Origin of the sequence: Rhizobium sp. P44RR-XXIV, assembly GCF_001999485.2 — a bacterium.
Lineage (GTDB): Bacteria > Pseudomonadota > Alphaproteobacteria > Rhizobiales > Rhizobiaceae > Rhizobium.
This window is the reverse complement of record NZ_MPVZ02000024.1, coordinates 83,910-108,028: the sequence shown is the minus strand read 5'-3', so window position 1 is coordinate 108,028 and position 24,119 is coordinate 83,910. Positions and strand designations below refer to the sequence as shown.

The window sequence follows — 24,119 nt, the reverse complement described above, 5'->3', positions numbered from 1 at the left end:
TCGACGTGACTTACGGGGCACCCAAATTTTTGCATCAGGTCTCGTAAGAGGAAATCGTCTCCGGATCGATGCCGTGGGTATCGAACCACCACTCCGAGGACTTGCCGGGGTGCTTGTGACGGAGCCGCTCGTATTTTCGTACAAGTCGGCTTTGACGGTCCACCTCTTGCCGGAAGAACGGGTGGTCTAACGTGCCGCCAAGAGAGTGAATCCGGCGCAACAGCTTGCGAAGCACGTAGCCCTGCTCCTTATTGCCCGGAAGATAGCCGCTTTCGATGATCTTCAGAGCCGTGCTGCAGAGTGTCTCAAGAGCATTCTCCGGCAAAGTCCCGTTCGACAGCATATCGAGGCGCTCGGCGCCAAAGCCGGCGTCGATGCAAGTGCCGAGTGGATTGACAATATTGCCGATCTCCACTCCATCCCTATAGAACTCCGTACAGTATCCGCTGATGCTGCCGTCGCTCCATGTGCATTCGGGATCGGCGACGATCGGGACGCGGCCGCGATAGAGCGGCGTCCATTCGTCGATTTTGTCGGGATGGATGGTGACGTGATCCGGCCTGACGCCGATCAGATCGAGGAATTCAAGCCAGAATTCGATCGCATCGGAAAGCGTCATCTCCCGGAAGGAGAACAGCCCAAGCATGGTGAAGGAGAGGAAATGCGTGCCGTCGCCAATCTCGTCGAGGTCCCCCATGCGCAGGCAAGCCTGACTGTTGGAGACGGTACCCTTATGGGAGGGATTGGAGAAGAACGGCTTGTACTGCTGCATGCCAGCGCTGCAGAAGAGCGTGGTATCGTCGTGCGGCCGTACGGATTGAAAGCATGCGTAGTCGATGCCTTCGAAGGCAGTAGTCACGGTAGTCGTGTATCAGGCGTCCCGCGATGTCATAGGCAACCTCCTTTTGGTTCATATGCCCAAGCGAAAAATAGAGAGCCCTCGCCAGGATTGCAAGGCGAACCCTTCGGCAAGGTGGGAGCGACACCTCTCGGCGATTGCGGCCGAGGCTCCGATAAAGCAACGCCCCGAGTGATCGGGGCGTCTTGGCATTGCAATCATGGACGGGAGGAAATTATGCCACCCGGCGCAAAACCATGTCTCTGACCTTCGCGTCGGCAAGGCGGAATTGCGCCAGCAGCGTATGCAGCGCGTCCGCTTCGCTGGCAAGTCTGAGGCTTGCGGCCGTGCTTTCCTCGACCATGGCGGCATTCTGCTGTGTCGTCTGATCCAGCGAATTGATGGCCGAGTTGATTTCCCTGAGGCCGATCGTCTGTTCCTTCGAGGCTTTGACGATGGCGGCGACGTTGGTGTTGATGTCTGCGACCTGGGTGACGATCTGTTCCAGCGCGGTGCCCGTCTGGCCGACAAGGCCGACGCCATTCTTCACATGCTCGCTTGAAGCCGTGATCAACGCCTTGATCTCCTTGGCCGCACTGGCGGAGCGTTGCGCCAGCTCGCGCACCTCCTGGGCAACGACTGCGAAGCCCTTGCCCGCCTCGCCGGCACGGGCTGCCTCGACACCGGCATTCAGCGCCAGCAGATTGGTCTGGAAGGCGATGTCGTCGATGACACCGATGATATTGGTGATCTCGCGGGAGGATTTCTCGATCTGATCCATGGCGGCAACGGCGCTGCGCACCACCGTGCCGGATTGCTCGGCGCCATGCTTGGTCTCGGCGACGAGGCGTCCGGCTTCCTCTGCACGCTGGCTGGAATCCGCGACCGTGGTGGTGATTTCCTCCAATGCGGCTGCCGTCTCTTCCACCGAGGCGGCCTGCTGCTCCGTCCGTCGCGAGAAGGATTCTGCCGAGTCGCCGAGCTCGCGCGAGCGCGGCGGCGATGGCGCTGGCATTGTCGCCGACCGTGGTCAACGTGTCGGACAGCTTGCGCACCGTCGCGTTGAAATCGTGGCGGAGCTGCTCCATGGACGGCACGAAGGATCGGTCAAGCGTCTTGGTCAGGTCGCCCTCCGACAGGTTGCGCAGCGCGCCGCCAAGTTCGCTGATGGCGCTCATGCGGGAGGTCACGTCGGTTGCGAATTTCACCACCTTGTAGACCTTGCCGTCGGCGTCGGTGATCGGGTTATAGGCCGCCTGGATCCAGATTTCCTTGCCGCCTTTGCCATAGCGGACAAATTCGTTGGCGATGAATTCGCCCTGCGCCAGGCGTTGCCAGAAACGCTGGTATTCCTCCGTGCGGGCATAGGTCGGCTCGCAGAAGATGCTGTGGTGCTTGCCGACGATTTCGCTGAGCGCATAGCCCATGGCGCCGCAGAAGTTTTCGTTGGCGGTCAGGATCTCGCCTGTGGGAAGGAATTCGATGACGGCCTGCGAGCGCGAGAGCGCTTCGAGCTTGCCGGCATCGTCGATCGCCTTCTTCTTGGTCTCGGTAACGTCAGCGGCGAACTTTACAACCTTCACCGGTTTGCCGTTGCGGAAAACCGGGTTGTAGGACGCCTGGATCCAGATCTCGCGATTGCCCTTGGCGAGCCGCTTGTAGGTGCCGGCATCATATTCGCCGCGGCCGAGGCGCGCCCAAAAGTCATGATAGGCGGGAGTGGCGACATAGGCCGGTTCGCAGAACATGCGGTGATGATTGCCGACGATCTCCTTCAGTTCGTAACCGAGCGCGCGGCAGAAATTCTCGTTTGCAGTCAGGACCTTGCCCTGAAGGTCGAATTCGATGATGGCCTGTGACTTGGAAACGGCAGACAGGATGCGGCTGGCATCCGATGATAGGCTGAACATTCCTTTTCCCTCTCCGAGAGCTGACGCTTGCCGGGCGTCGACTTGATGGCAACGAAGCGGGCGGCCGCGCTCGTCAGAGCGCCGACAGGACAGCGCTCCGCACGGGATGGTCGGAATGTTTTGATTGTATTTTCTTACCTCACTTCACAATCGATGATGGAGTGGAGCCCATTAATTTTGAGTAAAAATTAGCTTATTAGAAATTATAATTTAAATAAAATATAACTAACTAAAATTAGTCGACAATAAAAAACCGCCACTGTGGAGTGGCGGTTCTTTAAAAGGGGTTGTTCAGCGAAGTTAAGCGGCGAGTTCTTCCGTTTCGCTTTCCTTGAACATCTTGGCGAGGTTCAGGAAGCAGATCATGCCATTCTCCGTCGCGATGATGCCTTCGCAATAGGCGCGATCGAAGGAGGCCGTCACTTCCGGAACAGGCTGGACCTGGCTGGAGGCGATCGTGAGGATATCGGAGACGCGATCGACCAGCATGCCGATGACCATGTTATGGACTTCGGCGACGACGATGGCGCTGCGTTCGTTGGCAACCGTGCTCTGCATGCCGAGCTTGTAGGCGAGATCGATGATCGGGATGACCGAGCCGCGCAGGTTCATGACGCCGATGACATCGGCCGGTGCATGCGGGATCGGCGTCGATGGCGCCCAGCCGCGGATTTCGCGGATGGTGGTGGTCTTGACGCAGAATTCCTGCTCATGAAGCCGGAAAGCAATGATTTCCAGAGTATCGCCGCTGAAGCTGGTGGAATTGATCGTGGCCATGAACGTTCTTCCCATTGAAGCGTGACGCCAAATGCGGCGTGTTGATGGCACGATAGAGCAAGAATGTTGCTCAAACCTAAATCTGTCGACAAGGTTTCGAGCAGGGGAGGCTGGCCACCCGTCCTCGTGGTTCGAGGGCGCTTGCGCGCCACCTCACCATGAGGACCGATCTTCTCGCTCCGCTGCTCAAAGAGGCAGCGGTGTCTACGGCGAGGTTGCTCCTCCGTCCTCACCCTGAGCTTGTCGAAGGGCGAGCATGGCCACGATGGAGGAAGTGCTGTCAGGCGGCTCTTGTCGGGCGGTCGAAGATGCGGCGGCCGAAGAGGCTGGCGGCCATCTCCACCAAAACACGGGCGCTCTTGCCGCGATCGTCGAGGAAGGGGTTGAGTTCGACCAGATCAAGCGATGAGACCAGGCTGCTGTCGGACAGCATTTCCATGATGAGATGCGCCTCGCGATAGGTGGCACCGCCCGGCACCGTCGTCCCCACGCCCGGGGCGATATCGGGATCGAGGAAATCGACGTCGAAGCTGACATGCAGCAAGCCATTGGCGGCGCTGACCGTGTCGAGCACCCTGCGCATGATGGCGGCCACACCCTGCTCATCGAGCGAGCGCATGTCGAAGACATTGACGCCGTGCTCGCGGATTTCCTCGCGCTCGCGTGCGTCGACAGATCGGATGCCGACCTGGAAGACTTTCGTCGGATCGACCAGCGGCCGGCCGGCCGGCAAAACATTGGCGATCTCGGCCTCGCCGCAATAATAGGCGACAGGCATGCCGTGGATATTGCCCGATGGCGAGGTGGCGGGCGAATTGAAATCCGAATGCGCGTCCAGCCAGAGGACGAAGAGCGGGCGACCCACTTCAGCGGCATGACGCGCCATCCCGGAGACGCTGCCCATGGACAGGCTGTGGTCGCCGCCGAGGATCAGCGGAAAGCTCCCGGACGATACGACGTCGTAGACTTTTGCCTCCAGCGCTCGTGTGAAGGCGCCGACGATCTTCAGATTATGGGCCTGCGGATCGTCAGGCAGATCCGCGGCCGGGGCGGGGTGCAGATCGCCGCTGTCGGTAACGCGGTGGCCGAGTTCGATGAGCGTCGTTTCGATGCCGGCGATGCGGAGCGCCGTCGGGCCCATGCCGGCGCCGCGGCGGCCGGAGCCTTCCTCCAGGGGAACGCCGATCAAGGTGATGGGAGTGGATTGCGTATTCATCGGCATTGCTCCGAGGGTTAGAGGCAGTCGAGTCGCATTATTGATTTTCTGCATGACAGCAAAAAGATGGAAAATTGTCGAAAATTGATTAGGTATCGACAGATTGCTCAATACGATTTAGCAGAATGATAAGCCTATGGATGACCTCGACCGCGACCTCCTCAGTGCGCTGCGCAACAATGCGCGCATCTCCGTTTCATCTCTGGCGGCGAGAACGGGCGCTTCGCGCGCCACCGTCGCTGCCCGCATAGAGCGGCTGGTGGAGAGCGGCACCATCGCTGCCTTCACCATCCGCACCGGCCATGAAACCCGCGCCACCGGCGTCAGGGCCATCGTGCTGATCGAAGTGCTCGGCAAGCTGGCGGACAAGGTCGCCGACCAGCTCCGCGGCCTACCGCAGGTGAGGGCCTTGCACAGCACCAACGGCAAATGGGATTTCATCGCCGAACTCGAGGATCGCGATCTTGCCTCCTTCGACGAGACGCTGCGCCAGATCAGGCTGATCAACGGCATCAACACGACGGAATCCAATATATTGCTGAAGACCAGCAAGATGGGGTTTTAAAACCTAGTATTCGTGTTCGTAGACGATGCCGGCTTCGCCTGCACCATCCGAGCCGGCCGCACCGCGCAGCTTCACGCCACGGCCGACATCGAGATTGATGATCGCCTTGGTATTGTTGGAAGCGCCTTGCTGCAGTTCGATATAGGTGCGCTTGTTGATGTATTTGCCGGCGCCGACCTGCGCCTGGCCGTTGGCATCCGTCGAGATGTCGAGATCGTCGACGCCGAGATGGCTGCGCAGGCCCTCGAACAGCGATGTGGAGCGGCCGCCGGCCAGCTGGCTTGCGGCATCGGCGAGCTGGGCAATCTGCATGGCGGAGAGTTTCGACATGGACTGGCCGAAGATCAGCTGCGCCATCACTTCGTCCTGCGGCAAGGCAGGGGAGGAGGAGAACCCGATCTGCGGGTCGGTGGCGAGGCCGGTAACATCGACGGTGATCGTGGTGGAACTTACGGAAGATGTGGCTTCCATGTTGAGAGCCGGCGTCAGGTCGCCGCCGAAGGTGATCTTGCTGGTGTCGGTGAAATCCAGCCGGCGGCTGAGGATGGTCAGGCGTCCGCGCCGCATGGTGAAGCCGCCTGATACCACAGGTGCCGCCGCCGTGCCACGAACGGTGATATTGCCGCCGAGCTCGGCATCGATGCCGCGGCCGCGCACGAACATTTGCGAGGGCGCTTCCAGCTGCAGATCGAGGCCGAGGGTCGTCGATTTGTCTCGCGGTCCCTCCGGCTTCTGATCCTTGAATTGGGCAGTCACCGCGGCTGGCGCATTCTTGTGCTTCACATTGATTTCAGACAATGAAGCCGGCAGCTTTTCAGGCACTGTAATCGATGCCTTGTTAATCCTGAGATTGCCCGTCAGCATCGGTGCGGTCAGCAACGGGCCCTTGATGCCGAGCGTGCCGTTGACGGTGGCGGTCACCAGCGTTCCGTCCACATAGGTCGCGTTGTTGAACTTCATCTGGATATCGGCCGGGAGGCCGCTGTCCGGAGTGATGCCGACCGTGCCGCTGCCGGCGATGCTGCCGCCGCTCGTCAGGTTGCCGCTAAGTCGCGAGATGACGGCCTGCTTGCCGTCGAGGCTCACGGTGACGGCAAGGCCACTCAGGGTCAGGTTGCGGCGGACATCGACGAGTTTGGCGCCATCGGTGGTAATCGTGCCCGTAACCGCGGGTGCTGCCGTCGTGCCGCCGATCTGCATGTCGACCTTGGCGGCGCCTGTCATCACCAGACCCTGGGCGGCAAGCTGGCCGGCGAGGGCGTCGAATGGCAGATTGCCGGAAAACTTCAGCGCCATCGCCTTGTTGCCGGCAACCGCGACCGTGCCGCCGCCATTGAGCGCCAGGCCGCTCTGGCCTGTCAGGTTGGTGTTGATCGTGACGACATTGTCGGCAAACTTGCCGTCAGCCTTGATGCCGAGCGGCGTCAGGCCGGCGGATTTCGTCTGGCTGGTGGCAGCACCTGTCCAATTGGTCTGGAACGCGACGACGGGGGATGTGGCCTTACCGGTCACAGCCACAGTGCCGGAGATGACGCCTTCGGCTGCCAGCGTCGGCGCGAAGACATTGGCAAGGCTTGCCGGCAGGTTGGCGATCTTGGCGTTGATGTTGAGGGCCTGGCCGGCAGTGCCGTCGACCGTGACGGAGCCGCCGCCAGTCTGAATGGTCAATCCGCTCAGCGTGGCGACGCCGTCCTTGACGACGATCTTGGTCGGCGATGCCAGCTTGACCGGGACCGTCTTCGGTGAACCGGCAAAGGAATCCAGGCTCACGGTCGTCTGGCCGCCTGATGTTTCGACATTGCCGCGGGCGGTCAGGGGGGCATTGTCATAGCTCGACTTCAGATCGAAATCCGTGCGGCTGCCCTGCTGGGTAAAGGTCAGCGCGAGATCGGCGATGCGGTTGGCACCGGAGGCGATGGTATCGGCGCGGATGCTGCCATTGGCCGAGAATGCCTTGAGATCGTCGACACTGAGGGCGACTGCGGGCTTGCTGATGACCAGATCGTCGCGGCGGATGCCGTTACCGTTGGCATTGACCTTCAACCCGATCTTGCCGTTGGTGCTGGCGATATCGAGCGACCCCTTGAGGTCGCCCTCTGCCTTCTGTCCGGCAAGGGCTGCCAGCAGGCTGAGATCAGGCAGATCGAATGTCAACGCGCCGTTCGGCTCGAAACTCGGCGACAGATCCAGCTTGCCCTGCAATTTGTTCGTGCCGATTTCCGCCGATAGCGATGGAATGCTGGTGCGGCCATCCTTGGAAATGGCGTCGGCGGCGATGCGGATCGGCTTTCCGTCGATCGCGCCGTTTGCCTGGATATTTGCCTGCGGAGCCTTGGGATCGGCGGTTCCGATGACGTCGATATCGAGCGTATCGAGAAGCCGTCCGGCCAGCTTGACGTTGACCGCTTTCAAGGTCGCATCGATGCCGAGTGCGGTGAGCGGCCCCTTGGCCTTGAGGCCGATATCGGCCTGCCCCTGCGCATTGGGGACGAGCTTGGAAAGATCGAGCAGCTTGCCGGTGAGATTAGATGTCAGCGACTGGTCATTGAGCGCCAGATTGCCGTTGATCTCGGCGATGTTGGATTTTACCGCCAGATTGGAGAGCGTCATCTTGGTCGGCACCGTGCCGCCAACCTGGCCCTCCAGCGAAATCGTTCCCTCGAATTTGTTCGACACACCGTCCGGCAGCACGCCGGGTAAGGCGAACAGCTTGAAATTGCCCGTAAGCGCCTTCGATGACAGCGTGTACTTGCCATTGACGGTGCCGCCGATGCTGGCACTTTCGAGCGTTGTGTTGTTGAAACCGATCGTATCCGGCGAAAGCTGCAGCGGCGCGGTCAGCGAGATAGGCGCGCGGATCAGCCGGTTGAGATCGGCGCCGACGAAAGCGGTCTGGCCGACGACCAGACGCAACTGCACCGGTCCGGACATGGTTGCCAGATTGAAGGCATCGCTCCTGGCGCTGAGGTTTACCTGGCCGATCTGGCCCTGTGGCGCGCTGGCACTGTCAACCGCCGCCTTGGCGTCGATCTTCACCGATTGCGCTGCACCGGTCAGTGCGACGTCGACGCGCGAAATCATGGCGCGAAGCTCGCCGTCTTCCATCGGCCAGCGGAAGTCGACGGGGCCGGAAGTGCCGATCAGGTTGGCGTTGAGGCTGTTGTTGCCGGCGGGATCGAGCGTGCCGGATGCGGCTATGACGACGCTGCCGGTGGCGAGATTGCCGGTCTGGATGTCGATCTTGCCCTTGCCGTCGAAGGTTGCCGAGAGATCGATGGTCGTCTGGCCGGTAAAGAGCGGCCGCATCGTCGGCGGCAGCAGCGAATCCACGTCGCCGCCACCCTTGACGTCGATATGGTGCAGCCCATCGGCGGAAAGGCTGTGATGGCCGTTGATCGCGACCGTCGGCTTGCCGTCGAGTGCTGCCTGCAGCTTGCCGGCCCAATTCGAAAGCGGACCGTCGCCCGAGAGGTCGATGTTGATGGCCGGGCCGCCCGGCAGGTGCAGCATGCCGGCCAGCATGCCGTCGCGCGGTTCGGAAATCTGCGTCTTCAGTTTCAGCTGGTTTTCGGCCGGAGCGAAGGCGATGTCGGCGGATAGCTTGGCGTCGGGCACATCATGCCTGGTGGCATTGAGCGTAAGGCCCATGCTGCTGCTGTTGGCCTTGACGCTACCGTCGGCGGCGAGAACGAAGTCCTGTCCGGCCACGGCCTGTCCGATGCGAAAGTCCGGCAGGGCGATGGCGCCGATATTGACGGCGATGGGCAGGGAGAAGCCGCTGCTGCTACTGGATGTCTGAGGCTCTTGCACGGGTGTCGCCGTTGAGACCGGCAGACGCTGGAAGTCGACCACATCAGCCGAGACGCGATCGGCATGGAAGGTGCCGGTCACGAGCGATAGCGGCGACCAGTCGACAGCAAGATTTTGCACCTTGGCGAAAACGCCCTTGGTGTCGGCGACGGTGATCGAGCCGACTTTCAAATTACCGCTGAGCAGCCCCGACGGTGCTGTTATGGTGATGGTGTGGTCGGGTGTCGAAGCGAGTTTTGCCGCCTGGTCGACGGCATAGTTGGTTGCGGAGGGTACCAGGCCGATAACGAGCACAGCTGCGACCACGAGCAACAGGACCGCCACGATCGCATAGGCAATCCAGCGTACCAGTTTCCTGAGGATTCGAATCAATATGCTCATGAAAGCGACAGTAACCTCAATTTTGTAACCGTGTGCTGAAACGTCCGCAACAACCGTACGTTCCGTCAGAAGGCCTGACCGATACCGGCATAGATGCCATAGGCCGTGCCATCGTTGTATTTCTTCAACGGAACGGCGACATCGAGCCTGATCGGACCGAATGGCGTAGCGTAGCGCAGGCCGACGCCTGCGCCAATGCGCAGATCGGAAAAGTCCGGAGCGATGGTGTCGGTGACGCTACCCATGTCGACGAAAGGCACGACGCCGATCGTGTCGGTGATCTTCACGCGCGCTTCGAACGAGGCTGTCGCATAGGAACGGCCGCCAAGCGCATCGCCCTTGGAGTTATAGGGTGAGATTTCCTGATAGCCGTAGCCGCGGACCGAACCGCCGCCGCCGGCATAAAAGCGCCTGGTCGCGGGGATATCCTCGATGCTGTTGGCACCGATCAGCGAGCCGAGGGCAAGCTTGCCGGCGAAGACGACGTTGTTGTTGGCGCCGACACCCTGATAGCCGGTGACCGAGCCCTCGAAAGAGCTGAACACCGTGCCGCCCATCGCCTCGTAGCTTGGCTTGGCGCTGATCGCGGCGCGATAGCCTTCCGTCGGATCCAGTTTGTTGTCGCGCGTGTCTCTTATATATTCGAGCGGGATGGCCACGGTCAGATAGTTGCGCTTGCCGAAGGCGTCTGTCGTGTCGGACTCATAGCTGACTTCGCCGCCGGCCGTGACCGTATCCTGATCGTTGATTTCGTAGGCAAGACTGCCGCTTCCCGTCACGGTATTGGCGTCATAGGCATCCGGATGCAGGCTCTGCATCTTCAGCGCGGCGGTGAAGGTCGCCGAAGGATAGAAGGTCGCGGGCCTGACATAGGTGATGCCGGCTGTGTAATCGAGCTGGCCGACATCCGTGGTTTCGCCGAGGCGAGAGACCGATCCTTCGATGCGCAACGAATCCGCGCGTCCCGTCAGATTGCGGTGTCCCCAATAGCCCTGCAGACCGAAGCCGTCGATGGTGGAATATTGCGCGCCGACGCCGAAATAGCGCTGCTTGCCTTCCGACACCTCGATGGTGGTGGGAATGCTGCCATCCGGCGCCAGCTTGTCCGCCTCGCGAATGGTAACACTGGAAAAGACGCCGAGCTTTCTGAGACGGTCCGAGGCCTTTTTCAGATCATCAGGCGAATAGGGCTTGCCTTCGTTGATGCGGGCATAGCGCTTGATGAAGTCCGGATCGACCGACTTCTGGCCGGTGACGCCGACATTGCCGAAGGGTGCGACGGGGCCGCTGTCGACCTTCAGGGAGACGTCGACGGTATTGGTGGAGTGGTCGGCGAGGACATCGCGCTTGTCGAGCCTGGCGAGCGGATGCCCTTCATTCTTGAAATCGGCGACCATTTTGTCGCCCGCCTTCAGGATAGTCAGCGAACCGGCATCCCCGCCGCGCACCAGGCCGTAACGTGAGGCGTCCAGTCTCGCGGCATCGCCAAGGAGATTGATCTTGCCGAGCTTGAAGACCGCACCGGGGTCGACGCTGATGACAACTGCAACGGGCTTGGAGCGACCAAAGGCCGGCGTCGGCGGCAAGGCATCGAGCGGGGTGCCGTTGATGGTGATGGTGACCACGCCGCCATAGCGGGCCTTCTCGTAAAGGGTGGCGATCAGGCGGTCGCGGTCGTCACGCGCTTTGACGACGACGCCGAGGTCGCCGGAGACAGCCTTGTCCTTGTCGGCGACCAGCATAGAGCTGTCGTTCAGGGCTTCCTTCAGATCCTTGTCGAGATTGTCGGCCTTGAAATCGACCGAATAGTGGACGGGATCGGAAACCTGATCCGTCGTGTCGTCCTTACCCCAGAGCTTTATGCCGAAGATCTTGAAAGCGAAGGCGTTTTCAACGCAAAAAGGCCCGAGCGCGAGCGCTGCCGCAACCGCTGCAACGGTTCCTGCCTGCCGATACGCAATACTCTTCCTCGGTTCAGTTCTTTTATGCATACGCCGCTTTACGGTTACATGAGAACTTACTCAGTTTGACGTTTCCCCGGGGTTAACGCGCGGCCACCATAGAGGCAAAAGTCGCTCAGGTGTACCAGTTTGGAGTCAAAAACCTGGAAAAGATGACCAAAATGGACAGAAACGCCGGGATTTCCGATGGAGCGGCCGCGTTTCGAGGCGGGCTCTGAGGCGACGCGCAGGGGTTGTCGTCGCTGTGCCAATGCATGACGTCGGCGCCTTGAGAGGGTACTTGTCTGGCTGGAATCAAAAAGTCCCGGACCACAGGTCCGGGACTTCGATATCTCGATCTGATAGCGATCAGTAGCCGCCGTAACCGCCGCCGTAGCCACCTCGATAGCCGCCGCGCGGCAATCGTCGATGTAGCGACGACCGTAGCGGTCGCGATAGTAGCACTGGCCGGGCTGTTCCTGGACGCTGCCGATGACAGCGCCGGAAAGACCGCCGATAGCCGCGCCGACGGCGGCGCCGCGGACGTTGCCGGTGACTGCGCCGCCGATGATGGCGCCGCCTGCCGCGCCGATGCCGGCGCCCTGTTCAGTCGGCGTGCAGCTTGCGATGGACAAGCCGATCAATGCGAGCATGAGAACTTTTTTCATTTACTCTCTCCAACGTTAGTTAAGCCGAACCCGGCAACGTCGTCCCAATTCTTCAGCTCCAACACGATGGGCTGTTTTTTCAGTCCTGCAACTACGAAAAAATATCGTGCAAAATATGATTGTCCATTGGGCGCGAATAGTTTTTTTGTTGCTGAACAAAGGCACGTTCTTATTCGGACAATAAACGATTGGCAGAGGGTAGAAAATCTGCCGTCTTTCTCCACAGACTCCGTGGCAACGCCGATCTAACTTGCGTCATCGCCGCCCGCATGGTTTTAGCGTTGCAGCGACCTGGGGCTCCTGTTCGGTTCCTTCGTTTCGGGCATGGTTTCGATTGTCAATTTGATGCGATTGGTTATTCTTGTCTGGAACTGTTCAAAATTAGGGGCCATTTGCCGCAGAGGAGCCCGAAAGCAGTTGGGAGGGGTTGACGTGTGAACCGCCATTCTTGAAAACGGTTGCACGCTACTGGAGCAGATGATGGATTTCGAAGCATTTTTTAAGGGCGAGCTGGACGGCCTGCATGATGAAGGCCGTTACCGCGTGTTCGCCGATCTGGAACGCCGCCGGGGCAATTTTCCGCGCGCGACGCGCTATACGCCCAACGGCCCGCAGGAAGTGACGGTCTGGTGTTCCAACGACTATCTCGGCATGGGCCAGCATCCAAAAGTGATCGAGGCGATGAAGCAAGCCATAGATCACTGTGGCGCGGGTGCGGGAGGCACCCGGAATATTTCTGGCACCAACCACTATCATGTTCTGCTCGAGCAGGAGCTCGCCGATCTGCACGGCAAGGAATCCGCGCTGATCTTCACCTCCGGCTACATCTCCAACTGGGCGACGCTCGGCACGCTTGGCGCGCGCATTCCCGGCCTCATCATCTTCTCGGATGCGTTGAACCATGCATCGATGATCGAAGGCATTCGCTATGCGAAGTGTGACAAGGTCATCTGGAAGCATAACGACCTGCACGATCTCGAAGCCAAGCTGAAGGCCGCCGATCCGAAGGCGCCGAAGCTGATCGCTTTCGAATCCGTCTATTCCATGGATGGCGATATCGCCCCCATCAAGGAAATCTGCGATCTCGCCGACAAGTATGGCGCGATGACCTATCTCGATGAAGTGCATGCCGTCGGCATGTACGGCCCGCGCGGCGGCGGCATTGCCGAGCGCGAAGGCTTGATGGATCGTCTGACCGTCATCGAAGGCACGCTTGGCAAGGCATTCGGCGTCATGGGCGGCTATATCGCCGCTTCGACGGCGCTTTGCGATTTCATCCGCTCGTTTGCGTCCGGCTTCATCTTCACGACGTCGCTGCCGCCGGCACTTGCCGCGGGTGCGGTCGCTTCGATCCAGCATCTGAAGGTCAGCCAGTTCGAACGCGCCCGCCATCAGGATCGTGTCCGCCGGCTGCGCGCGCAGCTCGATGCCGCAGGCATTCCGCATATGCCAAACCCGAGCCATGTCGTGCCGGTGCTGGTCGGTGATGCTGCCAAGTGCAAGTGGATTTCGGATCTGCTGCTCGACGCCGGCGTCTATGTCCAGCCGATCAACTATCCCACAGTGCCGAAGAAGACCGAGCGGCTGCGCATCACGCCGACGCCGCTGCATTCCGATGGCGATATCGAGCATCTGGTTGGCGCGCTGCATGCACTCTGGTCGCGCTGTGCGCTGGCCCGCGCCGTCGCGTAAAACTACTGTTTGCATCCAGTATCGCGGAAATGCATGGGCATTTCGCGATATTTTTTACAAGCTGGGTTAGTTGCGGCTTGCCAAGGCCAGGCGGCATGCCAGTCCGGCAAAGACCGTCGCCAGAAGATATTGCGGCAATTTCGGCACGCGCTTGATCGCCGAGAGTCGCCCTCGGATATGGCTGCCGAGCAGGATGACGGAACCGTTTACGAGGAAGCCTATCCCATTCAAAATGGTGGCCAGCAGCGCCATCTGCACAATCATCGAGCCGCCATGCGGGTCGACGAATTGCGGGAACAGCGCCAATACGAACAGCGCCATCTTCGGGTTGAGTAGATTGGTCGCCAGCCCCTCGGTGAATATGCGTTTTCCAGAGAGACGCTTGAGGGCCGCGGACGGCGCGAAAGCCGAGCCTTGCGAACGGATGGTCTTGAAAGCGAGATAGAGCAGATAGGCGCAGCCTGCCCAGCGTACGATCTCATAGGCAACAGGCACGGTGAGAAACAGCCTGGAGAGGCCGAGTGCGGCGGCCATGGCGTGGCAATAGGTTCCGAGCGCAATGCCGGCATAGGTGAGGAAGCCGGCCGAACGGCCCTGGCTGATGCTGCGCGAGGCAATGAGCAGCATATCGGGACCGGGTGTGGCGGTGAGCACCAACGACGCGGCGGCGAATAGAATGAGGGTGGAAAAATCCGGCATCCTTGATTCCTTTGAAAGTGAGGCCGGAATTCCTCTCTAGCGATCGATATAGGGAATGGCAACAGCAGAAATCAATCGGTAAGATTCTGCTTACCTATTGGTCTCAGGAGCCGACGGCAATCCTGCTGAAGGCATGCCGTGCAATCAGGATGCTTGCCAAGCCTGCAACTGGGCGAGGGTGGCGGTCGCGCCACCACAGACGATCATTAGTACCCGCTCGAAGCGCGCCAGCCGATCGGTATGGGCGTAGGCGACGGCCAGTGCGGCGCCGCAGGCAGGCTCCACGAGAGTGCGGTGATCGTCGAGGAAGCGCATGCATGCGTTGACGGCCGCGCGGTCATCGACGACGACGCAATCGACTGGTCTGTTCCGGGTAATCTCAAAAGCGCGCTGGCAGACCCTTCGGGCGCCAAGCGACGTCGCGATGCTGGTGATGGCGGGCAGTTCCACCAGCTTGCCGGCTTTCACGGAAGCTGCCAGCGAGGCGGCACCTTCCGTTTCGGCGGCGATGATCGGAATATCCTGAAGACCATTGCGGTCAAGCCCTTCCGAGACGCCGGCAAGCAGCCCACCGCCGCCAACTGAAAGAACGACGGCATCGAACCGGACACCAGCCCTGACGACTTCATCGATCATCGTCGCGTGGCCCGTCCAGAGCAGCGGATCATCGAAGGGGTGGATGAAGGCGGTATCGGCATCGACCGCCCGGAGCGCGCGTTCGTTTGCCTCCTGCCAGGATGCGCCATGCACGAAGACCTCGGCGCCTTCCTGGCGGATTAGCGCCTTCGCCCGCTCCGTCGTCGTCTCGGGAACGAAGACCGATACCGGGATCGAAAGCCGACGACCGGCATAAGCTACGGCGATGCCGGCATTGCCGCCGGAGGAGGAGACGAAACGGCGCTTTCCGTTTGCGGCATGGCGCTCGCAGGCAGCACCGATGCCCCGGATCTTGAAGGAGCCGGGCGGCTGGAGCGCGTCCATTTTCAACCAGACGGAACGTCCGGAAGCTTCACTGAGCGGATGGGATTCGAGGAGCGGCGTTTCAAGATGAAGTGTCATGGGATGATCTGTCCGGAGGGCGCTGTTGGCGAGGCGGGTTAGGCTGCTTTTTCCCGCTGGGCGATCAGCGCGGCTGCCCGGCCGCGCGCTTCCTCGTCGGCGGCAAAGACGGCATCCATGGTTTCGGCGCTGCCGGTCGTGATCATCTCGTCCATGACGGCTTCGGCGATATCCGCCATTTCCAGGAAGCCGATGCGGCCATCCACGAAGGCATGGAAGGCTATTTCTTCGGCGGCGTTCATGATGGCGCCCTGCAGGCCGCCGCGCTCGAGCGCGGTGCGGGCAAGCCGCAGCGCCGGGAAGCGAACCTCATCCGGCGCCTCGAAATCGAGCCGCGCCAGCTTGGCGAAATCCAGCCGGTCGACGCTGAGCTTGGTGCGGGCCGGGTAAGTCAGCGCATAGCCGATGGCCGTGCGCATGTCGGGACAGCCGAGCTGCGCCAGCACCGAGCCATCGCTGTAGCCGACCATGGAATGGATGACCGATTGCGGGTGGACCACCACTTCGATCTGATCGGGGCGCACATTGAACAGGTGCTTGGCCTCGATCATCTCCAGCGCCTTGTTGAACATCGAGGCGCTGCCGACGGAAATCTTGAAGCCCATCGACCAGTTGGGATGCGCACGGGCGATTGCCGGGGTGACATTGGCCATCTGCTCGCGCGTCCATGTGCGGAAGGGGCCGCCGGAGGCAGTGATGATGATGCGCTCCACCGCGTGCTGCTGGTCATCCTCCAGCGCCTGGAAAATGGCGCTGTGCTCGCTATCGACCGGGATCAGCCGTCCGCCGCCTTCTGAAACGGCGCGCACGAAAAGATCGCCGGCGGAAACGAGGCATTCCTTGTTGGCAAGCGCAATATCGGCGCCACGGCGGGCGGCTGCAAGCGTCGGTGCAAGGCCGGCCGTGCCGATGATGGCGGCCATCACCCAATCCGATGGCAGGGAGGCGGCTTCGATCAGGGCGTTCTTGCCAGCGCCGACTGCAATACCGGTGCCAGCCAGCGCGTCCTTCAGTGCCTGATAACGCTCCTCATTGGCGGTAACGGCGAAGGCAGCACCGCAGGCCTTTGCCTGTTCGGCCAAAAGCTCGATATTGTCGTGGCCGGTGATGGCGGCGATGTCGAAGGCTTCGCGTCCGCCCAGCTGGGTGATGACATCAAGCGTATTCTGGCCGATGGAGCCGGTCGAACCCAATATCGTCAGGCGGCGTCGCGCCTTGCTACCGGTGGTCATTCATGTATCCGCATATTGCTGAAAGTCTCCAAGGCTCTACAGGGGATCGCGGGAAGCGGCAAGTGCGCCGGCTTACAACCCCCTGCGACTGCGATGCGCGTTTAAGGCGAAATCACTGATTTAATGATATTTTTCGATCATTATTGAACCAATTGCCAAGTGCTGCGTTTTTCGTCCACTCGAATGCGGAGGGCGATGAATGGTTTTCAAAGCGGCGACATTTCACGGCATGGAGCTTTATCTGGAAAGCGAGCATTCCAGGCGTTCGGAACTGGAGTCAACAGTTGCCAACGCACTGGCCGTTGCCGGCGGGATCGATGCCTCCGAGGTGAAGGTGACGGCCGCCGGCCAGGAGATCCGCCTCGATGGCACCGTCGCCACTCAGCAGGAAGTGATGCGGGCAACCGCGGTCGCCGAATCGATCCACGGTGTGAGGCTGGTGAGGAACAGGATTGCGGTGGGGTGATGTCATGTTCAAGCTCTTGCCCAGCGCTGGACATGAGCCCTTTATGCTCCCTATTCTTTTGAGGGCAAACGCATGAGAAAGATCGTGGCATCAGTCGCGTTGCTGACAATCCTCGCAGGCACTCCGCCTGCATTCGCACAAAATCATCCCGCCACATTTCGCGAAATCGCCTCCGATCCGGCTGCTACCGCCGCCTTCAAGGCGATGGCCAAAGGCCACACGTTGCCGGACTGGATCAACGGCAAGACCGTCGAATCCCCCGGCAACGAGGTGACGTTTGGCGGAGACAAGGTCTATGTCATGAGCGCCTGCAAGCAGCATGACTGCGGCTCGGAGCGCATCGCCGTGATGTACGATCCCGGCAAGAAGATCATGTACGGCCTGCTGCTCTCAGCCGACCAGAAGACCGTGACCGAGAAGCTGACATGGCTGAACATCGGGCCGGGCAATGAAGCGATCGACGGCAGAACCATACTCTATGCGGCGCTGACGGGCAGTTTGGAAAACCATCCGGGGGCGTTTGATTACAAGTAAGCGGTAATGGGCAATGCCTCTCGGGGAACCGACCCCTAGCTCCCATTTGCTGAAATTGGGAGCTTGCGGCCTTTTTGAAGACGCCCACCATTCCATAATCTAATTGCTCTCCAGCGACGGAATAGCCTTTCCGTGCCGTTTAAGCTCTATCGGGGCGGGTTTGAGAGGTAATTATGCTGCGATTTGTGTTGAAGCTGGGCTCGGCGATCATCCTCGCCACAATGCTGGCGGGCTGTGTTGTAACCGGCCCCTATTACTACCATCCTTACTACTACCACCCGTATTATTATCATCCCTATTATCATTATTATGACGGCGGATTTTATCACCGGTGCTGGCACTGCTGGTAATTTCTTTTGTGTGTCGAGTTCGCCAAACGGCGAACTCCGACACATATCGTGAGCGTGCGAATGCATCGGGGACAGGCGTGCAGGAACGCCGGTGGACCCTTATAGATCTGATGGATAGGCTAACATATTGTTTTAATTGGGAAATGTTGGTGATCTCGACGCGATTCGAACGCGTGACCCCCAGATTAGGAATCTGGTGCTCTATCCTGCTGAGCTACGAGACCACTCGGGATGATCCATACAAAAGCAAAGGCACGAAGCCAAGCCCTTTTACGTCCCAGGGACAATTCGCTTTTGCGATACCGTGCGCCTCATAAGGCGCACGGATAGTGGCGGTGGTGTCTCAGGCGTTGAGGCGCTGTTCGGCCAGGCGCACCCAGTAGGAAATGCCGTGGGCAATGGCTTCGTCGTTGAAGTCGTAGGCCGGGTTGTGCAGGCCGGCGGTATCGCCGTTGCCGACGAAGATGAAGGCGCCGGGACGGGCGAGCAGCATGTAGGAGAAATCCTCGCCGCCCATCATCGGGTCGATATCCGGAATGACATTGTTCGCACCGGCGATTTCCTCGGCGATGGCGATCGCATGATCGGTCTCGTCGGCATGGTTGAAGGTGACCGGGTAGTTGCGCTGGAACTCGATCTCCACCTCGGCGCCGTGGCTTGCGGCAATGCCGGAGACGATCTGCCTGAAGCGCTGTTCGGCGAGATCGCGCATCTCGGGATCGAGCGTGCGCACCGTGCCGGCAAAGCTTGCCTCGCTCGGAATGACGTTGTGGGCATTGCCGGCATTGAACTTGGTGACGGAGACAACAACCGATTTCAGCGGATTGGCGCTACGCGAGGCGATGAGCTGCAGGTTGGAGACGATCTGCGCGCCGATGGCGATCGGGTCGATGGTCTTGTGCGGCATGGCGGCATGGCCGCCGACGCCCTTGATCGAGACCGTAAACTCATCTGTCGCCGCCATGATCGCGCCCTTGCGGATGGCGAAATGTCCCACGGGCAGGCCTGGCATATTGTGCATGCCGTAGACTTCGGCGATGGCGAAGCGCTCCATCATGCCGTCCTTGACCATGGCGTCGCCGCCGGCGCCACCCTCTTCGGCCGGCTGGAAGATGACGGCGACATTGCCGTTGAAATTGCGGTTTTCGGCGAGGTATTTCGCAGCGCCCAAGAGCATCGCGGTGTGACCGTCATGGCCGCAGGCATGCATTTTGCCGGGTGTCTCGGAAGCCCAGGGCTTGCCGGTGATTTCGGTGAGCGGCAGGGCATCCATGTCGGCGCGCAGGCCGACTGTGCGACCCTCGCCTTTGCCGCGGATCAGACCGACGACGCCGGTGCGGCCGATGCCGGTCACCACCTCGTCGACGCCGAAGGAGCGAAGTTTTTCAGCGACGAAGGCGGCGGTGTTTTCCACCGCATAGAGAAGTTCGGGCCGCGTGTGGATATAGCGGCGCCATTCGGTCACTTCGCCCTGGAGTTCGGCGGCTCTGTTCAAGATCGGCATGCTGATTTTCCTGCTGCTCACTATCGGTTGTGGTTCAACTCTTCGGTTCTTCGTTCCGCCCCTGCCGGCTCTTCGCGTCTAGCGTGGCCTGCTCGGGGGCAAATAAAGTCGTCAATCGCCTTTGCCTTCTCCTAGCCATATAGGTTAAATAGACGAAGCTTTCGAGAAAATTCCGGAACTCTGAAGGATAGATCGTGCCGACGAAGCAGAATCGTTTGTATGCCGCCCTGCGGCTTGTTCCCGTAGCCGCAGCTGCATCCATGCTTTTCCTGTCGACCGCGCAGACGGCCGGAGCCAATCCGCATATTCTCGTCGATGTCAGCACCGGCCGCGTGCTCGACCAGCAGGAAGCGTTTCGCCGCTGGTATCCGGCTTCGCTCACCAAGCTGATGACCAGCTACGTCACCTTCCGTGCCCTGCAATCCGGCCAGATCAAACTCGATACGCCCGTCGTCATGTCGAAGCTCGCGGCCGCGCAGCCGCCGGCGAAGATGTACTTCAAGCCCGGGCAGAAGATGACGCTCGACAATGCCCTGAAGATGATGCTGGTCAAATCGGCAAACGATCTTGCCATGGCGGTCAGCGAAACCGTGGGCGGTTCGCAGCCGGCATTCGTGGCGCGAATGAATGCGGAGGCGGCTCGCCTTGGCATGCGCGACACGCATTTCATCAATCCGAACGGCCTTCCGGGCAAGGGGCAATATACGACGGCGCGTGACCTTGCCATTCTCAGCGTCGCGCTGCGCCGCGAATTTCCGCAATATGCCGGTTATTTCTCGCTGGAAGGCTTTACCAACGGCGTGAAGCAGGTGCCAAACATCAACATGCTGATCGGCCGTTTCGACGGCGCCGACGGCATGAAGACCGGCTTCATCTGCGCCGCCGGTTTCAACCAGATTGCATCGGCGACCCGCAATGGCCGCACGTTGATCTCCGTCGTGCTCGGCACCGACAGCCTGGCGGCGCGGGCCGATGATTCCGCCAATCTGCTGGAAAAGGGTTTCCAGAACCAGCTCGCGGGCAAGGATACGCTCGCAAGCCTGCGACCCGACACGCCGCAGTCGGCCGACGTTGCCGACGTCACTGCCGATATCTGCAGCACCAAAGGCGCGCAGGCGCGCAGCGAAACGCGCGATCCCTTCGGTCGCACCAAGGTGCAGTCGCCCTATATCCACGAAATGGATCATGAGCCCAATTTCATCTATGCCGGCCTGATCGGCGGCCAGGACATCGCCACCGCCGCGAAGGGCGACAAGGACGATGCCACTGCGAAAGGTGACAAAGCCACCAAGGGCAACAAGATCGCCATCTCCGGCGGGGCGGACAATGTGCCGATCCCGATGCCACGTCCAACTTTCTAATATCGGATTTTAGCCATGAGCGTTTCGCAGCAAAGAGTGCCGGTCGCAATCCTGACCGGTTTCCTCGGTGCGGGCAAATCGACCCTGCTCAACCGCATCCTCAAGGATGAGGCTATGCGCGATGCGGCCGTGATCATCAACGAATTCGGCGATGTCGGCATCGACCATCTGCTGGTGGAGAGCTCCGGCGATGCCATCATCGAGCTGTCGGACGGCTGCCTGTGCTGCACGGTGCGCGGCGAGCTGGTGGATACGCTGGCGAACCTGATGGATGCCATGCAGACCGGCCGCATCCGGCCGCTGAAGCGCATCGTCATCGAAACCACCGGCCTTGCCGATCCCGCGCCTGTCATGCAGTCGATCATGGGCAACCCGATCATCGCCGCCAATTTCGATCTCGATGGCGTCGTCACCGTCGTCGATGCGGTCAACGGGCTGCAGACGCTCGACAATCATGAAGAGGCGCGTAAGCAGGTGGCCGTCGCCGACCGGCTGATCGTCTCAAAGAGCGGCATTTCTGGTGCGGTGCCTGAAGACTTGCTGATCGGTCGGCTGAGAGCGCTCAATCCGCGTGCGCAAATCTTGAGCGCCGATAGCGAGGAGGCCGGCCGCGCCGCCATTCTCATCAACGGTCTCTACGATCCGATGTCGAAGATCGCCGATGTCGGCCGCTGGCTGCAGGACGAGCTGAAGGCGGACGAGGATCACCACCATGATCACCATCACCACCACCATCATGGCGGTCACGGCCATCACCATCATGGCCACCACCACGACCATCGCCACCAGCACGGCCATGACGTGACCCGCCACGACGAATCGATCCGATCCTTCTCGATCATCGAGACACAGCCGATCGACCCGGCGGCGCTGGAGATGTTCATCGATCTCTTGCGTTCGGCCCATGGTGAAAAGCTTTTGCGCATGAAAGCGATCGTTGCCGTGTCGGACAGGCCGGAGCGCCCGGTCGTGCTGCATGGCGTGCAGAACATCTTCCATCCGCCGGTGCGCCTGCCGGCTTGGCCCGACCCCGAGGACCGGCGCACGCGCATGGTGATCATCACCAAGGATCTGCCCGAGGATTTCGTGAAGGGCCTGTTCGACGCCTTCCTCAGCAAGCCGCGCGTCGACACGCCGGATCGGGCAGCGCTGCAGGACAATCCATTGGCGGTGCCGGGGATGCGTTTCTAGAGCATTTCCAGGAAAAGTGCACAGCGGTTTTCCGTCCGGAAATGCGTAAAAACAAGAAGATAGAGCGTTTTCGCGCTTCGAAGAAAAGCGAAAATGCTTTAGCCATCCGGCAATCCGCCTCGTCCTTCGAGGGCGCTGCGCGCCACCTCAGGGTGAGGCTGATCTTTGTGCATTGCCACCTGGTTCGTCGTAATCGGAGCAATGCAGGGAAAAGTATGCCGAGGTTTTCCATCCAGACTTGTGTGAAAACAAGGAGATAGATGGTGTCCGAGCGTGGCGAGTTCGCTCCATCCTCATGGTGAGGTGGGAGCGAAGCGACCCTCGAACCATTGGGATGGCCACCGGCTGTAAGAGATCATCCCTTGCGGATGATGAAACGATGGCCGTTGTCCGTCTTCTCGCTGGCGACGAGCGTATGGCCCTTTTCATTGCAGAGATGCGGAATGTCGATCACCGCGAGCGGATCGGTCGTTTCGACCGTGAGCATGGCGCCGCTCGCCATGCCGCGCAGGCGCTTTTCCGTCTTGATCGCCGGATAGGGGCACTTCAGTCCGCGCAGATCGTAGATCTCGCCGTCCGGACTATTCACTCTTGGCCCAGAACTTCCAGAATGGCGGCTTCTTTGTCTGCTCGGTCTGTGCCGTCTCGACAGCCGGATTTTGCGCATAGGCGAGCGGGTTGACTGCTGGACCCGGAACCATCGGGTTTGCCGTCGGGATCGGAACATTCGCCGGAATGTTGGCGGCGACCAGCGGGCCGCCGGTCTGCTGCGCCGTTGCGTCTGGAGCGGCGGTTGCCAAGCGGATGCTTGCCGTCGTCGTCGGGCTGGCGACGGTGCCACCGCGCGCGATCTGCTGCGCCGATTGGTTGGACATCATCGACTCGAGATCGGCAACCTTCATCATTTTGCCGGCGGCTAGCGCAGTTCCCGTGGGAGCATAGGCAAGATCATGGCCCTTACGCTGCTTGGCGACAACAGCCTTGCGCTCGGCCTCGGTCGGATCGTACCAGGCCATATCGCTAAATTTCTTCGTCGCCGCCGCGTAATCGGTCTGATACTGCTTGTCGTAATTGGCAAGCGCGACCTGCAGGGCAGGCGGTGTCGTCATGACCGGGCATTTGCCGCCGGCGTTGAACTGGCCGCTGGCCTGCTGGTTGAAGACATATTTCTTTTCGCAGACTTCGACTTCCGGCGGCCGCTTGGTCACTTCGAAATTGTCGTAGCCAACCTTCAGCATCTTCCAGAAATCGATATTCGGGCTGAGACGGTGCTTCCACATGTTTTCCGCCGTCATGCGGAAGGGGAATGCCTCAAGTTGAATGGCCTTCTGGCCGCCCTTGAAGGCGTCGCGCGCGAAAGCGTAGATTTCCAGCACCTGCTGGTCGGTCATTGAATAGCAGCCTGACGACGAGCAGGCGCCGTGGATCATCAGATTGGCGCCGGTGCGGCCGTTGGCGGCGTCATACCGGTTCGGAAAGCCTGTATTGATGGCGAGGTAGTATTTCGAGTTCGGATTGAGGTTGGCTGGCGTCAGCATGTAGAAGCCTTCCGGCGCTTGCCGGTCGCCTTCCTTGACCTTCGGGCCGAGGCGGCCGGACCAGGCGCAGATGCTGTAGCTTGCGATGACTTCGAAACGGTTGCTCTGGTTCGCCTTCAGGATCTCCATCGCACCTTCTTCCTTGAAGATACGGATCATGATCGGCGAATTGCGGTCCATGCCCTTCTTGGCCATATCCGCCAGGATACGGCTCGGCAGCGGCTGCTCGACCTTGTTCGTCACCTTCGACAGATCGATCGACGCGGTATCGAGCGCGTCGTTACAGCCGGCAAGAGCCAGCGCCATCAAGGAAACATAGGCAAGGTTACGGATGCGCATTCTGACTTGGCCCATAAATGCGAAGAGCGGCAGCTCGATCTGTTTCGCC

The 24,119-nt window shown here is 60.4% G+C and carries 16 protein-coding genes, 1 tRNA gene and 3 pseudogenes; 6 read left to right on the top strand and 14 right to left on the bottom strand.

Annotated features, from left to right (window positions below):
• Positions 1–34: 34 nt before the first annotated feature.
• The 4 genes and pseudogenes from BSK43_RS04390 to rocF all read right to left on the bottom strand — a co-directional run bounded on the left by BSK43_RS04390 (position 35) and on the right by rocF (position 4,741).
• Positions 35–914 (bottom strand): annotated as a pseudogene (locus tag BSK43_RS04390) (alanine--tRNA ligase-related protein).
• Between the two features lie 159 nt (positions 915–1,073).
• A pseudogene (locus BSK43_RS04385) lies at positions 1,074–2,748 on the bottom strand (PAS domain-containing methyl-accepting chemotaxis protein).
• A gap of 300 nt (positions 2,749–3,048) precedes the next feature.
• Positions 3,049–3,525, bottom strand: coding sequence for a chemotaxis protein CheW (locus tag BSK43_RS04380; RefSeq protein ID WP_068389008.1), 477 nt, complete (start codon positions 3,523–3,525; stop codon positions 3,049–3,051).
• A 280-nt stretch (positions 3,526–3,805) separates the two neighbouring features.
• The gene (rocF, locus tag BSK43_RS04375; protein WP_068389011.1) at positions 3,806–4,741 is read right to left on the bottom strand and encodes an arginase; all 936 of its coding nucleotides are present in this window, start codon (positions 4,739–4,741) and stop codon (positions 3,806–3,808) included.
• A gap of 136 nt (positions 4,742–4,877) precedes the next feature.
• Here rocF and BSK43_RS04370 point away from each other — a divergent pair, with 136 nt between their 5' ends.
• On the top strand, positions 4,878–5,306 hold the full coding sequence (locus BSK43_RS04370; protein ID WP_077471784.1) for an Lrp/AsnC family transcriptional regulator: 429 nt from the start codon (positions 4,878–4,880) through the stop codon (positions 5,304–5,306).
• Positions 5,307–5,309: 3 nt separating this feature from the next.
• On the opposite strand, the gene BSK43_RS04365 is transcribed toward BSK43_RS04370, so the two are convergent.
• The 3 genes and pseudogenes from BSK43_RS04365 to BSK43_RS04355 all read right to left on the bottom strand — a co-directional run.
• Entirely contained in the window at positions 5,310–9,497 is a 4,188-nt protein-coding gene (locus BSK43_RS04365; protein WP_077471783.1) for a translocation/assembly module TamB domain-containing protein, read from the bottom strand.
• Between the two features lie 65 nt (positions 9,498–9,562).
• Positions 9,563–11,488, bottom strand: coding sequence for an autotransporter assembly complex family protein (locus tag BSK43_RS04360; protein WP_077471782.1), 1,926 nt, complete (start codon positions 11,486–11,488; stop codon positions 9,563–9,565).
• A gap of 374 nt (positions 11,489–11,862) precedes the next feature.
• Positions 11,863–12,105: pseudogene (locus tag BSK43_RS04355) on the bottom strand (glycine zipper domain-containing protein); the annotation flags it as partial.
• Between the two features lie 480 nt (positions 12,106–12,585).
• On the opposite strand from BSK43_RS04355, the gene hemA reads away from it, so the two are divergent.
• The gene (hemA, locus tag BSK43_RS04350) at positions 12,586–13,797 is read left to right on the top strand and encodes a 5-aminolevulinate synthase (RefSeq protein ID WP_077471781.1); all 1,212 of its coding nucleotides are present in this window, start codon (positions 12,586–12,588) and stop codon (positions 13,795–13,797) included.
• A 66-nt stretch (positions 13,798–13,863) separates the two neighbouring features.
• On the opposite strand, the gene BSK43_RS04345 is transcribed toward hemA, so the two are convergent.
• The 3 genes from BSK43_RS04345 to dxr all read right to left on the bottom strand — a co-directional run bounded on the left by BSK43_RS04345 (position 13,864) and on the right by dxr (position 16,787).
• Entirely contained in the window at positions 13,864–14,496 is a 633-nt protein-coding gene (locus BSK43_RS04345; RefSeq protein WP_077471780.1) for a LysE family translocator, read from the bottom strand.
• 144 nt (positions 14,497–14,640) lie between these two features.
• Positions 14,641–15,555, bottom strand: a complete 915-nt coding sequence (locus tag BSK43_RS04340; protein WP_077471779.1) for a pyridoxal-phosphate dependent enzyme — start codon at positions 15,553–15,555, stop codon at positions 14,641–14,643.
• A gap of 38 nt (positions 15,556–15,593) precedes the next feature.
• A complete protein-coding gene (gene dxr / locus BSK43_RS04335) occupies positions 15,594–16,787 on the bottom strand; it encodes a 1-deoxy-D-xylulose-5-phosphate reductoisomerase (protein ID WP_077471778.1) in 1,194 nt (397 codons plus the stop codon).
• Between the two features lie 199 nt (positions 16,788–16,986).
• Here dxr and BSK43_RS04330 point away from each other — a divergent pair, with 199 nt between their 5' ends.
• Together BSK43_RS04330 and BSK43_RS04325 are read left to right on the top strand one after the other, a co-directional pair.
• The gene (locus tag BSK43_RS04330) at positions 16,987–17,253 is read left to right on the top strand and encodes a BON domain-containing protein (protein WP_077471777.1); all 267 of its coding nucleotides are present in this window, start codon (positions 16,987–16,989) and stop codon (positions 17,251–17,253) included.
• 72 nt (positions 17,254–17,325) lie between these two features.
• Positions 17,326–17,787, top strand: a complete 462-nt coding sequence (locus BSK43_RS04325; protein ID WP_077471776.1) for an Ivy family c-type lysozyme inhibitor — start codon at positions 17,326–17,328, stop codon at positions 17,785–17,787.
• Positions 17,788–18,284: 497 nt separating this feature from the next.
• Here the strand turns inward: BSK43_RS04325 and BSK43_RS04320 are convergent.
• Together BSK43_RS04320 and BSK43_RS04315 are read right to left on the bottom strand one after the other, a co-directional pair.
• Positions 18,285–18,361: transfer RNA gene (locus BSK43_RS04320), tRNA-Arg, on the bottom strand.
• Positions 18,362–18,480: 119 nt separating this feature from the next.
• Positions 18,481–19,641 carry a M20 aminoacylase family protein gene (locus tag BSK43_RS04315; RefSeq protein ID WP_077471775.1) on the bottom strand — a complete coding sequence of 387 codons (1,161 nt, stop codon included), beginning with the start codon at positions 19,639–19,641 and terminating at the stop codon, positions 18,481–18,483.
• A 194-nt stretch (positions 19,642–19,835) separates the two neighbouring features.
• Between BSK43_RS04315 and BSK43_RS04310 the strand changes: the two genes are divergently transcribed.
• Entirely contained in the window at positions 19,836–21,002 is a 1,167-nt protein-coding gene (locus BSK43_RS04310) for a D-alanyl-D-alanine carboxypeptidase family protein (RefSeq protein WP_077471774.1), read from the top strand.
• Between the two features lie 15 nt (positions 21,003–21,017).
• A complete protein-coding gene (locus tag BSK43_RS04305) occupies positions 21,018–22,193 on the top strand; it encodes a GTP-binding protein (protein ID WP_077471773.1) in 1,176 nt (391 codons plus the stop codon).
• Positions 22,194–22,548: 355 nt separating this feature from the next.
• On the opposite strand, the gene BSK43_RS04300 is transcribed toward BSK43_RS04305, so the two are convergent.
• Both BSK43_RS04300 and BSK43_RS04295 read right to left on the bottom strand, forming a co-directional pair.
• The gene (locus BSK43_RS04300; RefSeq protein ID WP_077471772.1) at positions 22,549–22,782 is read right to left on the bottom strand and encodes a sulfurtransferase TusA family protein; all 234 of its coding nucleotides are present in this window, start codon (positions 22,780–22,782) and stop codon (positions 22,549–22,551) included.
• On the bottom strand, positions 22,775–24,070 hold the full coding sequence (locus tag BSK43_RS04295) for a L,D-transpeptidase family protein (RefSeq protein ID WP_077471816.1): 1,296 nt from the start codon (positions 24,068–24,070) through the stop codon (positions 22,775–22,777). Before BSK43_RS04295 ends, BSK43_RS04300 begins: the two co-directional genes overlap by 8 nt.
• Between the last annotated feature and the right edge of the window lie 49 nt (positions 24,071–24,119).